Origin of the sequence: Curtobacterium sp. MCLR17_031 (assembly GCF_003234775.2) — a bacterium.
GTDB lineage: Bacteria > Actinomycetota > Actinomycetes > Actinomycetales > Microbacteriaceae > Curtobacterium > Curtobacterium flaccumfaciens.
Genome location: NZ_CP126270.1, coordinates 355,512 through 369,202, shown reverse-complemented (window position 1 = coordinate 369,202; position 13,691 = coordinate 355,512). Strand labels below are relative to the sequence as shown.

The 13,691-nt window shown below is 72.0% G+C and carries 16 protein-coding genes; 3 read left to right on the top strand and 13 right to left on the bottom strand.

Annotation, left to right across the window (positions count from 1 at the left end):
• Position 1 precedes the first annotated feature (1 nt).
• The 3 genes from DEI96_RS01905 to uriH are packed head-to-tail and all read right to left on the bottom strand — an operon-like array spanning position 2 to position 3,347.
• Positions 2 to 883, bottom strand: coding sequence for a ribokinase (locus tag DEI96_RS01905; RefSeq protein ID WP_111024908.1), 882 nt, complete (start codon positions 881 to 883; stop codon positions 2 to 4).
• Positions 880 to 2,310 (bottom strand): uridine transporter UriT, encoded by a 1,431-nt coding sequence (gene uriT / locus DEI96_RS01900; RefSeq protein ID WP_111024909.1) that lies wholly within the window; start codon positions 2,308 to 2,310, stop codon positions 880 to 882. Before uriT ends, DEI96_RS01905 begins: the two co-directional genes overlap by 4 nt.
• 5 nt (positions 2,311 to 2,315) lie before the next feature.
• A complete protein-coding gene (gene uriH / locus DEI96_RS01895) occupies positions 2,316 to 3,347 on the bottom strand; it encodes a uridine-preferring nucleoside hydrolase UriH (protein ID WP_071251777.1) in 1,032 nt (343 codons plus the stop codon).
• Between the two features lie 162 nt (positions 3,348 to 3,509).
• Between uriH and DEI96_RS01890 the strand changes: the two genes are divergently transcribed.
• Entirely contained in the window at positions 3,510 to 4,508 is a 999-nt protein-coding gene (locus DEI96_RS01890; RefSeq protein WP_258373004.1) for a LacI family DNA-binding transcriptional regulator, read from the top strand.
• Positions 4,509 to 4,675: 167 nt separating this feature from the next.
• On the opposite strand, the gene DEI96_RS01885 is transcribed toward DEI96_RS01890, so the two are convergent.
• From DEI96_RS01885 to DEI96_RS01845, 9 genes are all read right to left on the bottom strand, one after another.
• Entirely contained in the window at positions 4,676 to 6,361 is a 1,686-nt protein-coding gene (locus DEI96_RS01885; RefSeq protein WP_111024910.1) for an MDR family MFS transporter, read from the bottom strand.
• On the bottom strand, positions 6,358 to 6,978 hold the full coding sequence (locus tag DEI96_RS01880; protein ID WP_258373005.1) for a TetR/AcrR family transcriptional regulator: 621 nt from the start codon (positions 6,976 to 6,978) through the stop codon (positions 6,358 to 6,360). Before DEI96_RS01880 ends, DEI96_RS01885 begins: the two co-directional genes overlap by 4 nt.
• Before the next feature lie 51 nt (positions 6,979 to 7,029).
• Positions 7,030 to 7,512, bottom strand: a complete 483-nt coding sequence (locus tag DEI96_RS01875) for a GNAT family N-acetyltransferase (protein ID WP_246566111.1) — start codon at positions 7,510 to 7,512, stop codon at positions 7,030 to 7,032.
• 74 nt (positions 7,513 to 7,586) lie between these two features.
• Positions 7,587 to 8,276: an HAD family hydrolase gene (locus DEI96_RS01870; protein WP_111024911.1), complete on the bottom strand. Its 690-nt coding sequence runs from the start codon at positions 8,274 to 8,276 to the stop codon at positions 7,587 to 7,589.
• Between the two features lie 54 nt (positions 8,277 to 8,330).
• Positions 8,331 to 8,972 carry an MBL fold metallo-hydrolase gene (locus DEI96_RS01865; protein ID WP_111024912.1) on the bottom strand — a complete coding sequence of 214 codons (642 nt, stop codon included), beginning with the start codon at positions 8,970 to 8,972 and terminating at the stop codon, positions 8,331 to 8,333.
• 58 nt (positions 8,973 to 9,030) lie between these two features.
• Positions 9,031 to 9,456 (bottom strand): MarR family winged helix-turn-helix transcriptional regulator, encoded by a 426-nt coding sequence (locus DEI96_RS01860; RefSeq protein ID WP_111024913.1) that lies wholly within the window; start codon positions 9,454 to 9,456, stop codon positions 9,031 to 9,033.
• Between the two features lie 80 nt (positions 9,457 to 9,536).
• On the bottom strand, positions 9,537 to 10,109 hold the full coding sequence (locus DEI96_RS01855) for a DUF3618 domain-containing protein (protein ID WP_111024914.1): 573 nt from the start codon (positions 10,107 to 10,109) through the stop codon (positions 9,537 to 9,539).
• Entirely contained in the window at positions 10,106 to 10,549 is a 444-nt protein-coding gene (locus DEI96_RS01850; RefSeq protein ID WP_051597109.1) for a phage holin family protein, read from the bottom strand. The genes DEI96_RS01855 and DEI96_RS01850 overlap by 4 nt, the downstream gene beginning before the upstream one ends.
• Positions 10,546 to 11,394, bottom strand: a complete 849-nt coding sequence (locus tag DEI96_RS01845) for a hypothetical protein (RefSeq protein ID WP_111024915.1) — start codon at positions 11,392 to 11,394, stop codon at positions 10,546 to 10,548. Before DEI96_RS01845 ends, DEI96_RS01850 begins: the two co-directional genes overlap by 4 nt.
• 146 nt (positions 11,395 to 11,540) lie before the next feature.
• Between DEI96_RS01845 and DEI96_RS01840 the strand changes: the two genes are divergently transcribed.
• Entirely contained in the window at positions 11,541 to 12,296 is a 756-nt protein-coding gene (locus DEI96_RS01840) for a glycosyltransferase family 2 protein (RefSeq protein ID WP_111024916.1), read from the top strand.
• Between the two features lie 111 nt (positions 12,297 to 12,407).
• Positions 12,408 to 13,052 (top strand): hypothetical protein, encoded by a 645-nt coding sequence (locus tag DEI96_RS01835; RefSeq protein WP_111024917.1) that lies wholly within the window; start codon positions 12,408 to 12,410, stop codon positions 13,050 to 13,052.
• Positions 13,053 to 13,061: 9 nt separating this feature from the next.
• Here the strand turns inward: DEI96_RS01835 and DEI96_RS01830 are convergent, their stop codons facing one another.
• The gene (locus DEI96_RS01830) at positions 13,062 to 13,679 is read right to left on the bottom strand and encodes a helix-turn-helix domain-containing protein (RefSeq protein ID WP_111024918.1); all 618 of its coding nucleotides are present in this window, start codon (positions 13,677 to 13,679) and stop codon (positions 13,062 to 13,064) included.
• Between the last annotated feature and the right edge of the window lie 12 nt (positions 13,680 to 13,691).

Sequence of the window (13,691 nt, the reverse complement as noted above, 5' to 3'; positions counted from 1 at the left end):
GCTAACGGCCTGGAGGCCCGTCCTCCGCCCGCAGGAACGCCTCCAGCTCGGCGGTGGTCGGGTACGAGGCCTGTGCGCCCGGCTTGGTCGCGGCGTACGCCCCGACCCCCACCGCGAACCGAGCGGCGTCGACGAGGGTGTCGCCCGCGGCCAGACGCAGCGCCACCGCACCCATGAAGGCGTCGCCGCAGCCCGTGGTGTCCACCGGCTCGACCCGCACGGCGTCGATCGACACCGGCTCGGCACCGCGATCGTGCACGACACAGCCGGCACCGCCGCGGGTGACGATCGACCGTGCGACGCCGTGGTCACCGAGCGCCGCGGCCTCGTGCTCGTTCACCAGCAGGACGTCGGTCAGCTCGAGGAGCTCGGCCGGCACGGCACCGAACGGCGACAGGTTCGTGAGCACCGTGACCCCGGCGGCGTGCGCGGCGCGGGCGGCGGCGAGGACGACGTCGATCGACACCTCGAGGCAGAGCCCCAGCACTGCAGCGTCGGCGAAGGCGTCGGTCGGCACGTCGTCCGGCGTCAGCGTGCCGTTCGCCCCGGCGGAGATCACGATGGTGTTCTCGCCTGCGGCGTCGACCGTGATGACGGCGGTGCCGGTCGCGACGCCCTCACGGACGGCGACGTGCGTCGTGTCGACACCCGCAGCCGCGACGGAGTCGCGGAGCAGCGCACCGTTCCCGTCGTCGCCGACCGCACCGATCATGCGCACCGTGCCCCCGAGCCTCCCGGCAGCCACCGCCTGGTTGGCGGACTTGCCCCCGGGCAGGATCGCGAGGTCGGAGCCCTGCAGGGTCTCACCGGGCTGGGGGAAGCGCGCGGTGCGGACCACCAGGTCCGCGTTGAGCGACCCGACGACGACGATGCTCTCGGTCAACGGACGGTCTCCTTCTGCGGGGCGACGGACGTGGTCTCGGCACCCTCCGGACGGGGGATGAGGAACGAGATCGCGAGCGCGACGATGGTGATCGCGGCCCCGAGCAGCATGCCACCGGAGTAGCCGGCGGTGCCCGCGGAACCGCCGACGCCGAGCGCGATCTGCAGCGCGGGCAGGACGGCGAAGCTGACCCCGGCGCCGAGGTTGAACGCACCGGCGTTCAGGCCGGGCAGGAACCCGGGGTTCGACTCCGGCGACAGCACGATGCCGAGCCCGTTCAGGATGATGTTCGCGATGCCGGCGTAGGTGATGCCGATCAGCACGGTCGCGGTGACCAGGACCGGCAGGGAGTGCACCCCGACGAGCGCCATCAGGACGGTCGAGACGATGCTGCCGATCAGGCCGAAGCGCAGGACGGCGCGGTACCCGATGGTCGGGGCGAGGCGCCCGGCGAAGGGTCCGACGATCCAGCCGACCAGCGCGTACGGGGTGAGGAACACGAGCGAGGCCAGGTCGGGTTCCATGCCGAAGCCGGCGTCACCGTTCTGAGCGAGCGAGGTGACCAGGCCGTTGACGACCGCGAACACGCCCGTCATCGTCAGGAACGTCGTCGCCAGGAGCGCCCAGGTCGCGCGGCGCTGCAGGAACCGGGTCTCGACCAGGGGCTCCCGCACCCGCGACTCGACGGCCCAGAACACGGCGAAGGCGACGAGCGCGACGACGACGCCACCGACCACGAGCACGGGGTTCGCCGCGCCGAGCTTGCCGGCCTCGTTGAACGCCGTGAGCAGCGCACCGACGCTCACCACGAGGGGCACGACGCCGATCCAGTCCATCCGGGTACCGGCGGAGGGCTTCGACTCGACACCCCAGACGGCGACCAGGAACAGGGCGAGGACGGTGACGACGGCGATGACCCAGAAGATCCCGCGGAACCCGAAGTTCGTCGCGATCCAGCCGCCGGCCAGGGCGTCGACACCCGCGATGCCGCCGTTCACCGCGGTGAGCAGGCCGAGGGCGGCACCGTAGCGCTTCGGGTCGCTGATCTCGTTGCGCAGGACGAGCAGGCAGATCGGGACGACCGGACCGGTGACGCCCTGGATGATGCGACCGGCGAACAGCATCGGCACGTTCACCGCGAGCGCGGCGACGATGCTGCCGACGAGCATCACGGCGAGCATGCCGATCAGCACACGCTTGCGACCGACGATGTCGGACAGCCGCGGCAGGAACAGCGAGAACAGCGCCGCGAGCGTGAAGTACAGGGTCTGCGACAGCCCGATCGTGGCGTCGTTGGTGTTGAGCTCGCGCGCCATCGTGACGAGGGCGGGGCTCAGCATGCTCGCGTTCAGCTGGAACGCGATGCACGCGGCGAGGAGCGCGGCGGTGAGGGCGCCGATCGACTTCTTCGTCGAGGTGGTGGTCATGGGGTTCAGTGCTCCGGGGTCGTGGTGATGCCGGCTTCGACGGCGTCGGCGGCGGCACGTGGGGTCCAGCCGGTGTCGGCCGTCTCGCCGATGCGCTCGAGGGCGTCGACGACGAGGTCCCAGAAGCGGCCGTGGTCGAGCTCCATCGCGGCGCTCGTGCGGCAGTCCTCGGGCGCGGGGGCGCGGAAGTCGGCGACGGTCATGCCGAGGGTCAGCGCGCCCTGGGTCTCGACGTGGATCGGGACCTTCACGGCGCGGACGATCGTGGGGTCGATCACGTACGCGACGGCGCAGGGGTCGTGGACCGGCGGGGCGTCGAAGCCCTGGGCGTCCTTGTAGGTCTGGCCGAAGAAGTCGAGCAGCTCGCCGACGAACGCGGCGGGGGCGGTGCCGACGCCGGCGATGCGCGCGGCGACCTCGGGGGTGGCGAGGGCCTGGTGCGTCAGGTCGAGGCCGACCATCACGACGTCCCAGCCGGCCTCGAACACGATGGCCGCGGCCTCGGGGTCGATGACGATGTTGAACTCGGCGACCGGGCTCCAGTTGCCGACGTGCACGCCGCCGCCCATGAGCACGACCTGCTTGACGCGCTCGACGATGCGGGGCTCCTTGCGGGCCGCGAGGGCGATGTTCGTCAGACCCCCGGTCGGCACGAGGGTGACCGTGCCGGGCTCGTGGGCCATCACGGTGTCGATGATCAGGTCGACGGCGTGGCGCTCGTCGAGGTCGAACGACGGCTCGGGGAGCATCGGGCCGTCCAGGCCGCTCTCACCGTGGATGTCCGGTGCGACCTCGATCTGACGCAGCAGCGGGCGGGCGGCTCCGGCGGCGAACGGCACCCCGGTGATGCCGGCGATGCGGGCGACGGCCAGGGCGTTGCGCGTGACCTTCGGCAGGGTCTGGTTGCCGACGACGGTGGTCACCGCGAGCAGGTCGATGGCCGGGCTGCCGTGGGCGAGCAGGAGCGCCACGGCGTCGTCGTGGCCGGGGTCGCAGTCGAGGATGATCTTCGCGGCGGGCTGGGTCGCATCGGGCACGCTGGGCGCTCCACTTCTTCGGGGAATCGAGGTGAGTGCTCGACGTGGTGGGGATCCACGAGCCGGCAGAGCGCTGGCGACGTGGCGCGTCAAGCGTTTGACATCGAAACACGTCAAACGCTTGACGTCAAGTTCGACCACCACGCTCGCTAGCATCGACGGGTGCCCTCCCCCGCCGTTCCGAGCCGTCGTGTGACCGCGGCGATGGTGGCCGAGCGTGCGGGCACGAGCATCGCCACCGTCTCCCTCGTCGTGAACGGCAAGGACCGCGGGCGGGTCTCCGCACCCATCGCCGCACGGGTCCGCGACGCCGTGGACGACCTCGGCTACGTCGTCGACCACGCGGCGAGCTCGTTGGCGCGCGGCAGCGGCGACCTCGTCGTGTTCATCGCCCCCGACCTGTCGAACCCCTTCTTCGCCGAGGTCATCCGTGGCGTCCGCGACACCCTGGGCGACCGGTTCCAGCTCGTGCTCTCCGTCACCGAGCGGGGCGCGCAGCCCGTCGCGGCCGACGTCCGGCGCTTCGAACGGCTCCGGCCGGCCGGCATCCTGGTCGACGCCCCCGCTGCCGACGAGTCGATGTCGGCGAGCGTCCCCGTGGTGCTGCTCGACGCCCCCGGTGGGCCCGAGGCGGTCAACTACGACCTCTCCACCGGCGTGCACGACCTCGTCGCCCACCTGCACGACCAGGGGCACCGGCACGTGGGCTACCTCGACGGCACCTCGAGGGCGGCGACGTTCGGCGTGCGCCGCGAACTGTTCGAGCAGGCCTGTGCGGAGGCCGGCATCACGGTCTCCGAGGTCACCGCGCGCGCCGACCTCACCGTGGAGGCCGCGGCCTCGGCCACCGAGCACGTCATCGAGGCCTGGCAGGACGACGACGTCACCGCGGTCGTCGCGGCCGCGGACACCCTGGCCTACGGAGTCCTGCGGGTCGCCGGAGCGCTCGGCATCGCCGTCCCCGGCGCACTCGCAGTCGCGGGCTTCGACGACCTGCCGTCGTCGTCGGTCACCGCGCCGGCCCTGACGAGCGTGGCGCTGCCCGGCGCCGACCTCGGTCGCGCTGCAGCGCTGCGGCTCCTCGCGACGCTCGACGGCACGGCCGCCGAGCCCGCTGCCCTGCCGACGCGGCTCGTGCCGCGCGCGAGCACCGGCGCGTAGCGCCGGGTCATCGCGACCTCACGCGCTCAGCGACAGCTCACGCGCGCTGGAACGCGCGATGTGTCGCTCAGCACGAAAGTCGGGCCGCGGCAGTGAACGCGACCGAACGACGGAAGGGAGGCCCGGCGCCAGCTGGCACCGGGCCTCCCGTCCGTCGGTCGGTCGGTCTACCGGTCGGTGTCCGGCCCCGGCGCGGAACCCTCCGGAGCCGCCGCGTGCTCCGCACGCGCAGCGCGCTGCGCGCGCTCGAGCTCGTCGGCCTCGTCGCCGCCGACGGCCTCGCCACGGGCGACCATGCCGGCCGTGTCGGAGAGCGTGATCTGCGGCAGGAACAGCGCGAGCAGGAACGCCACCGCGATGAACGGCAGCAGGTACCAGAACACCGGTGCGAGCGAGTCGGCGTAGGCGTTCACGACGCCGTCCTGCACCGCCGGCGGCAGGCCCGCGACGGTCGACGGGTCGATGCTGCCCGCCGACGACGCCGCATCGGTCGCCGAACCACCGGCACCGCGGAACACGTCGGTCAGCGACGTCGTGAGCCGCGCGGTGAAGAGCGCGCCGAAGACGGCGGTGCCGAGGGAGGCGCCGACCTCACGGAAGTAGTTGTTCGTCGAGGTCGCGGTCCCGACCTGCTCGGCGGGCACGGCGTTCTGTGCGACGAGGACGACCACCTGCATGATCAGGCCGAGCCCGGCACCGAAGACGAACAGGTACGCGCAGATCAGCCAGATCGGGGTGTCCGCCGCCAGCTGGGTCATCGCGAGCATCGCGATGGCCACCAGGACCGTGCCGACGATCGGGAACATCCGGTAGCGCCCGGTCTTGGTGATCAGGACACCCGAGGCGATCGAGGTGCCGATCAGGCCGGCCATCATCGGCAGCATCAGCAGGCCGGAGACCGCGGCCGAGGTGCCCGAGGCCATCTGCAGGAACGTCGGGACGAAGCCGATCGCGGCGAACATGCCGATACCGAGCACGAGGCCGATGCCGGTGGCCAGCAGGAAGGTGCGGTTGCGGAAGAACGACAGCGGGAGCACCGGGTCCTGCGCGCGGGACTCGACGAACACCAGGAGTGCTGCCGAGACGACGAGACCGGCGAACCAGGCCCAGGTCTCGGGGGCGTCCCAGCCGTGGTCCTTGCTGCCGCCGAACTCCGAGAAGAACACCAGGCAGGTGGTCGCGGCGGACATGAACAGCACGCCGAGGACGTCGATGCGCTTCGTCGCCTTCTTGTTCGGCAGGGTCAGCGCGAACCACGCCACGAAGAACGCCGCGATGCCGACCGGGATGTTGATGTAGAACGCCCAGTTCCAGGTGAGGTGGTCCACGAAGAAGCCACCGAGCAGCGGGCCACCGATGGCGGACAGGCCGAAGATCGCACCGAGCGGGCCGAGGTACTTGCCGCGCTGCGAGGCCGGGACGATGTCTGCGATGATCGCCTGCGACAGGATCATCAGGCCACCGCCGCCGAGCCCCTGCATGGCGCGGAACGCCACGAGCTGCGTGAAGTCCGTGGCGAACGCGCACCCGGCCGACGCGATGGTGAACAGCGCGATCGCGATGAGGAACAGGTTGCGGCGACCGAGGACGTCGCCGAACTTGCCGTAGACGGGCATCACGATGGTCGAGGCGAGCAGGTACCCCGTCGTCAGCCAGGCCTGGTGCGCGACGCCACCGAGTTCGCCGACGATGGTCGGCATCGCGGTGGAGACGATGGTCTGGTCGAGGCTGGAGAGCAGCATCCCCGCGATCAGGGCGGAGAAGATGATCCAGATGCGACGCTGCGTCAGGAGCAGCGGGCCGTCGGAGCCTGGGCGGGCACGCTTGGTGGTGCCCGGCGCGGTGGCGCTCATGTGGTGTGTTCCCGTTCGGTCGTGGTGACCGCCCTGAGCAGGCGGAGGTTCTCGGTGAGCAGCGCGTCGAACGTCGGCCCGGTGGCTTCGTCGAAGGCGTCGTCGAAGTACGTCTCCGCGGTCACCTTCAGCAGCGCGGCCGCGGCCTCGGTCACCAGGCGCGCCCGACGGTCGCCGGGGTCGTCCCACCCGAACCGACGGCGCACGGCCACGGTGACCCGGGCGAGCTGCACGTCGGTCGCCGACAGGAACCGCGCGACGAGCGCCGGCTCCCGCTCGAAGACCCGACGCATCATGGCCTCGTCGGCACGGACGAACCCGACCCGGCCGAACTGGTCGATCGCCAGCGCGACGATCGACCCGAGGGGGTCGAGCTCGCCGGGGACGATCCCGCCCGCGGCGTAGGCGTCGATCGCCTCGACGTCGGCGTTGAGCTCGATGCCGAGCACGGCGTCGTCCTTCGACCCGAAGTGGTTGAAGAACGTGCGGCGCGACACCCCGACGGCCTCGCAGAGCTGCTCGATCGTGAAGCCGTGCAGCCCGTGTTCGACCGTCGCCCGACGTGCCTCGACGATCATGCGTCGGCGCAGCGCGCGGGTGCGTTCGGTGGTGCTCACCGAGCAAGAATTGCACTCTCGTTTTGAAAGTGCAATCTGGATCGGGTCGAGTCAGAGCGTCTTCTCGAAGCAGAACGACCACGGCATCGTCGCGGCGTAGGGCTCGTAGACGTCGATCTGGTCCCAGCCGGTCTTCCGGTAGAGCGCCACGGCGTCGGGCTGCTTGTCGCCCGTCTGCAGGATGAGCCGCGGGGCGCCGAGTTCACGGCCGACGCGCTCGCACTCGTCGAGCAGTGCGGTGGCCGCACCCTTGCCACGCGCGGAGGCCAGCACGATGAGGCGCTTCAGTTCGACCTCGTCACCCAGACGCCGGACGGCGATGTGCCCGACCGGTTCGCCGGACTCGTCGAGAGCCAGGATCGACGTGACGACGGTCGACGGGTCGACGCTCAGCGCACGACCCCGCTCGGCGGTGACCGCCGGGTCCTCGCCGGCGTTGGCCGACCCGTAGCGCTCGTGCATCTCGTCGTCCATGCGGGCGCGGAGCACCACGCTGCGGGGGTCGTCCCAGGACACGCGTTCGATCGTGATCACGAACGTCGATCCTGGCACGGGCGACCGACGACGCGGAAACCGAGGCGCCCGTCGGGCGCGAGCGGCGCCGCCCGTCAGCCGCGCTGGCCGAGTGCCGCGATCGGGCCCTCGCCGGCACGGAACGCCGCGAGCACGGCTGCCGCGTCGTCGTACACCTCGGCCGCCCCGGCACCGCGGAGCTCGTCACCGCCGATGCCGCCGGTCATCACGCCGACGCACTGCACCCCCACCTTGCCGGCGGACTCGACGTCCCACATGGCATCCCCGACCATCACGGCGTCGTCGGCGGAGACCCCGGCCTTGTCGAGCGCGACCCGGATGATGCCGGGATCCGGCTTCGCCTGCTCGACGTCCTCGGAGCTGGTCTCGGCGGTGACCCACTCGCCCGCGTCGAGCAGGTCGCGCAGGCGGGCGAGTTCGGACTCGGGCGCACTGGTCGCCAGGACCACGGCGTGCCCGGCCTCGGCGACGGCCTGCAGGAGCTCGCGTGCCCCCGGCAGCAGCCGGAGCCGCGGCATCTGCTCGGCGTAGTAGGCGGTGTGGAACTGCTTCGCGGTGTCGCGGGTCTCCTGGGACGCGTCCGGCAGCAGGGTCTCGAGCAGCTTGGCCGAGTCCATCCCGATCGCACGGTGGATCCGCCAGGCGTCGACGGACTCCCCCGCCGCCAGGAACGCTCGCCACCACGCGTCGATGTGCGCGTAGTTCGAGTCGGCGAGGGTGCCGTCGATGTCGAAGAGGACTGCTGTCGTGGGTGCGTCGGCCATCCGTCCATGCTGCTCGGGAGGCCCGGATCGCCTCCCAGGGGCGGCCCGCGTCCGTCAGACGGTGATCGTCTCCCCCGCCGGCAGGATCAGGACGGGCACCGGCCCGAGACCGTCCGGACCGAGGAAGCGCGCGGCGGACTGCTGGCCGAGCTCGCTCAGCATCGCCTCGTGGATCTGCACGGCCCGCTCCGGCGCCACGGCGCGCACGTAGTCGACGGCCTGGGCGGTGTTCGTCCACGGGCCGCTCGTCGGCAGCAGCAGGGTCGGCACCGGGACGCCGGGCTCGAGGTACGCGTCGCCCGGGTGGAACACCGCGTCGTCCACCAGGTAGCCGACGTTCGCGGTGGACGGGATGTCGGGGTGGATGACCGCGTGCTGCTCGCCGAAGACCCGGACGGAGAACGGTCCGACGGTGATCGTGTCGCCGGCGTGCACCGCTCGGACCCGGCCGTGGTGTTCGCCGAGCTGCTCGACGACGGTCTCCGGACCGCGGACGACGAGGTCCGGGTTCGCGGCGAGCCCCGCGCGCAGGGCGTCGATGTCGAAGTGGTCGGGGTGGTCGTGCGTGACGAGGACGCCCGCGGCGCCGCGGACGAGGTCGACGGCCTCGGGCGTGAACACCCCGGGGTCGATGACGAGGGTGACGCCGTCCTGCTCGAGGACGACGGTGGCGTGGTTGTACTTCGTCAACTCCATGGACACAACTGTACAGCTGTGTTGTACTTCTGCGATCGCTCAGGAGGTGAGGAGTCGTTCAGCCAGCCCGGCGCGCGACCCGTTCGAGCAGCTCGGGCAGACGGCGGAGCAGGGCACGCTCCTCGGCGTCGGTCTCCTCGCGGATCGCGTCGGCCAGCCAGTCGGTGCGGGCGTCCATGTCGCGCTGCAGGGCGGCCCGGCCGGCGTCCGTGATCCGGATCACCGACGCTCGACGGTCGGTGTCCGACGCCGTCCGGTCGACGTAGCCGAGGTCGGCCAGCTCGCCCACCGTGCGGGACTGCCCCTGGTGCTTCACGCCGCGGCGGCGCGCGAGTTCCGCGATCGTCATCGGGCCCTCGCGGTGCAGGAACCCGAGGGTGGTGGTGTGCGTCGCCGGCAGCGCGTCCGCCTCGCGTCGTGCGGCACGCACGACCCGGCCGATGGACTGTCGGAGCTCCGCAGCGAGCTCGTCGATCGGGTCCATGCCCGGAACGCTACCGCTTCACGGGCAGGAGGCGCGGTGCCAGCTGGCACCGCGCCTCCTGTCCGTCGTGGGGTTTCTGCTCAGCTGCTGCGGACGTCGTCCGCCGCACCCTGCGCGTTGTCCTTGACGTCGGACGCGGCCCCCTGCGCCTCGCCCTTGATCGTCTGCGCGGCGTCCTGCGCGGTCCCCTTGAGGTCCTGCGCGTGCTCCTTCGCCACGTCGCCGAGCTGCGAGCCGACGTCCTTCGCCTGCTCCTTGACCTCGTCGACGAGCGGTGCAGCCTTGTCCTTCAGCTCACCGGCGAGCTCTTCTTCCTTCTCGGTGGTCGGCAGGAGCGACGACACCAGCCAACCGGCACCGAACGCGATGAGGCCGACGGCCAGGGGGTTGCCCTTCGCCTTCTCGACGCCCTTCTGCGCGACGTCCTTCGCCTGGCCGGTCGCGCCCGAGGCGGAACCGGAGGCGCTCGAGCGGGCCGACTGGGCCGCGCCCATCACGGACTCACGGACGTCCTGGAACCGGCCCTTCACCTTCTCGCTCTGGCGGTGGGCGATGGACGACGGGCTGACCTTGTCGGCGAGGGCGTCGACGTCGGAGCCGAGTTCGCCGCGGGTGCGCTCGATGTCGGCGCGGATCTCGTCTGGGGTGCTCATGGCTTCCTCCCGGTGTTGGGCTTGAGTGTCTCGGGGACTTCCTTGGCGGTCTCGACCGTCTGCGGGGCGCCCTTGATCTCCTTGATCTCCTTGCGCCCGCGGACGGCCAGGATCGCGGCGACGATCGCGTAGACGACCGCGATGATCAGGGCGGACCAGGCGTTGCCGATCAGGTAACCGAGGCCCCACCACGCGGCGATCGACAGGAACAGCAGGGCGAACACGGCGGTGAGTCCGGCGCCGCCGAACATCCCGCCCGCCTTGCCGGCCTTCTTCGCGGAGTCGGTCAGCTCGGCCTTCGCGAGGGCGACCTCCTGCCGGAACAGGCTGGAGAGGTCACGCGACACGTCGGACAGCAGCTCACCGAGCGGTGTGGTCGCGGCGCGCTCCTCGGGCGTCGGTTCACCCAGGGGTGTCGCGCCGGGGACGGACTGGCTCATACGCCACTCCCCGATCCGGTGGTGCCGTCGCCGGCCTCCTTCTCGTGCTTGACCTCGGTCGCGAGCGCCTTGGTCAGGCGTCCGGCCAGCAGGCCGGCACCGGCGGCGATCGCGATGAAGGTGCCGGGGCGCTTCGCGGCGAAGGTCTTCACTTCGTCGAGCAGCGAGCCCGGGTCGCGGTTCTCGAGGAACCCGGCGGCCGAGGTCGCGCGGCCCGACAGGTCGCGGACGACCTTCGAGGCGACGCCCTGCTCGTCGTCGTTCTCGGCCATGCGACCGAGCTGCTCGCCGAGGGAGCGGAGTCCGCCGGCAGCGCGCTGCTGCTGCTCGCCGGCCTGCTGCTTGAGGTTCTCGGACGCCTGGCCGTAGAGCCGCTTGGCGTGGTCGGTGGCTTCGGAGGCGACCTTCGACGCCTGCTCCTTGGCGGTGCCCGCGACGTTCGCGGCCTTTTCCTTGGCGTCGCCGGCGACGTCCTGCGCGGCGCCCTTGGCCGCGTCGGCCTTGCCGGAGCCGCTGCCGGAGTCACTGCCCGAGCCGCTGGCGCTGCCATCGCCGCTGGAGCTGCTGGAGTTTCCAGCGCTGCCGGCGGAAGCGGCGGACGGGACGGCGGGGAGCTGCTCGTCGGCCGGGACGGCGTCGAGGGGCGCGTCGAACGGCACCTCGGCGGCGCTGTCGCCGTACGGGTCGTAGGTCTGCGGCGCACCGGGATCGGTGGGTCGCGCGGCGGGGGTACCACTGGCGTACGACGGCACCGTCACGCCGGGGGCGACCTCGTGGCCCTCGGAGGCTGCGGTGCGGTCATGGATGGGCGTCCCGGAGTCGTTCCCGGGTGGGTTCGTGGTCATGGTCGGCCTTCCGGTTGTCGTCGTCCCCGGCGTGCACCGGGGGCGTTTCGCAACGAACGTGCGCCGTGCCCTCTTGGGCCGGTCCCAGGATCACCGGGAAACGCGGTCCGGCAATCCGCACAGGCGACAGCCGGTTGGATCGACGGGTGCCCCGTGTCTCGGTCGTGATCCCCGTGCGGGACGACGCCGTGCACCTGCGGCGGTGCCTCGCCGCCCTCGCGGCCCAGACCCGGCCGGCCGACGAGGTCGTCGTGGTCGACAACGGCAGCGCCGACGACAGCGCGGCGATCGCCCGGGACGCCGGTGCGGTCGTGCTCACGGAGCCGGTGCGCGGGATCGCCCGGGCCTCGGCGCGCGGCTACGACCGTGCGTCCGGCGACGTCGTCGTGCGGCTCGACGCCGACTCCGTCCCGCCGCCGTCCTGGATCGCCGACGCGGTCCGGCTGCTCACCGACCCCGAGGTCGTCGCGGTCACCGGTCCGGGACGGCCCCGCAACGGTGGCGCCGTGGTGCGCCGACTGTGGAACGCCGTGTACATGGGCCCGTACTTCGTCCTGATGTGGAGCGCGCTCGGGCGTCCGCCGCTGTTCGGGTCTGCCATGGCGATGCGCCGGTCGACCTGGGCCGCGGTCGGTGGGCGAGCGCACCGCGACGACGCCGAGGTGCACGACGACGTCGACCTGAGCATGCAGCTCGACCCGGCCTGGCGGGTGGTGGCCGACCCCGTGCTCACCGTGCAGGTGTCCGCGCGACCGTTGGCGGGCCTCCCGTCCGTCTGGGTGCGGACGCGACGCGCCTTCCACACGTTCCGCGTGAACGGCCGGCGGGCCAACCCGGTGCGCCGGTGGGCGCGACGGTTGCGCTCCGGGTCGCGATCGCGGCGGTGGTGGCGCAGCCGCTGACCAACGGGGTCGGGGGACAACGAATCGGTGACGGTCTCAGCCACCTCGGCCCTCGGTCGGTACGTTCGTGAGCGAGGGTCACGGACTGACGCGGCCGGACGAAGGGGAACCATGCGCCACACGATCACGCTCGCTGCCCTGCTGGCTGCGGGCCTCGCTCTGACCGGCTGCGCCCAGGCCGGACCGGCCGGACCCGCGAGCGACACCGCGACCACCGCAGCCGACCCGACGACGGCACCGAGCCCGACCGACACCACGACCGCTCCGAGCCCCACCGGCACCGGGGCCCCGAGCGACGACACCGCCACCGTCCCGGCCAGCTGCACCGACCTGATCACCCCTGGCAAGTGGGACAAGGCGTTCGCGTCGGCACCGCTCAACGACCCGTCGGTCGTCGGCGACCCGATCGCGATCCCGAAGAGCTCGTTCACCCCGGCGCTGCAGGGCGACGGCAAGCGCCTGTACTGCGTGTGGCGGGAGCCGCAGGCCGACATCTCGTACCTGTCCATCGCGGTCGACGCCGTCGACCCGACCGCAGCCCGCGACGCGCTCGAGCAGCTCAGCGCGAAGGGCTACGACTGCGGCGACGAGTCCGACGGGTACCTGTGCCAGAAGGTCTCGAAGAACTCGCAGTACCCGGTCACGGACGGCGACACGTACTTCACGCGGGGTGACCTCGGCATCCACATCCAGCAGTCGAACATCGAGACGACCGATCTGCTCGACGACGTCGTGGGGAACGTCTTCACGGACTGACGCAGGGGGTCACCGGGCGGGTCGAGACCGCACGTGCGCCCGCTCACCCTGCGGCCCGTACAGGCACAGCACCTCGGTGACGGAGTCGGTCACGTTGCCCATCCAGTGCGGAGTGTGGGTGTCGAACTCGGCGACCTCACCGGGTCCGAGGTCGAGGTCGTGCTCCCCCAGCACGAGGCGGAGCCGTCCGGACAGCACGTAGAGCCACTCGTAGCCCTCGTGCGTCTTGAGCGACGGCTCCCCACCCGGGGTGTTCGGCGGGAAGAGCTGCTTGAACGAGCGCACCCCGCCGGTCCGCTTCGTCAGCGGCACGACCACACGGCCACCGTGCACCTCGGGCTTCATGTGCACGCGCGGGTCGCCGGTCTGCGGTGCGCCGACCAGGTCGTCGAGGGGCACCTGGTACGCCCGGGCGAGGGGCAGCAGCAGTTCCAGCGTGGGCTTCCGCTGGCCGGACTCGAGCCGCGACAGCGTGCTCACCGAGACCCCCGTCTGCTCGGACAGCGCGGCGAGCGTGACGTCGCGGTGGGCACGCAGCGCGCGCAGGCGGGGGCCGACCCCGTCGACGACCTCGGCCGTCGTGCGCGGGGCGGTCGTGTCCTGGCTGCCGTGTCCCATGACGGCCATGTTGCCACACCG

Coding starts and splice junctions, on each gene's coding strand:
- DEI96_RS01860 (WP_111024913.1), bottom strand. CDS start 9,456: ATGGACCCGATCGACGAGCTCGCTGCGGAGCTCCGACAGTCCATCGGC.
- DEI96_RS01870 (WP_111024911.1), bottom strand. CDS start 8,276: ATGGCCGACGCACCCACGACAGCAGTCCTCTTCGACATCGACGGCACC.
- uriT (WP_111024909.1), bottom strand. CDS start 2,310: ATGACCACCACCTCGACGAAGAAGTCGATCGGCGCCCTCACCGCCGCG.
- DEI96_RS01845 (WP_111024915.1), bottom strand. CDS start 11,394: ATGACCACGAACCCACCCGGGAACGACTCCGGGACGCCCATCCATGAC.
- DEI96_RS01885 (WP_111024910.1), bottom strand. CDS start 6,361: ATGAGCGCCACCGCGCCGGGCACCACCAAGCGTGCCCGCCCAGGCTCC.
- DEI96_RS01830 (WP_111024918.1), bottom strand. CDS start 13,679: ATGGCCGTCATGGGACACGGCAGCCAGGACACGACCGCCCCGCGCACG.
- DEI96_RS01835 (WP_111024917.1), top strand. CDS start 12,408: ATGCGCCACACGATCACGCTCGCTGCCCTGCTGGCTGCGGGCCTCGCT.
- DEI96_RS01855 (WP_111024914.1), bottom strand. CDS start 10,109: ATGAGCACCCCAGACGAGATCCGCGCCGACATCGAGCGCACCCGCGGC.
- DEI96_RS01865 (WP_111024912.1), bottom strand. CDS start 8,972: ATGGAGTTGACGAAGTACAACCACGCCACCGTCGTCCTCGAGCAGGAC.
- DEI96_RS01850 (WP_051597109.1), bottom strand. CDS start 10,549: ATGAGCCAGTCCGTCCCCGGCGCGACACCCCTGGGTGAACCGACGCCC.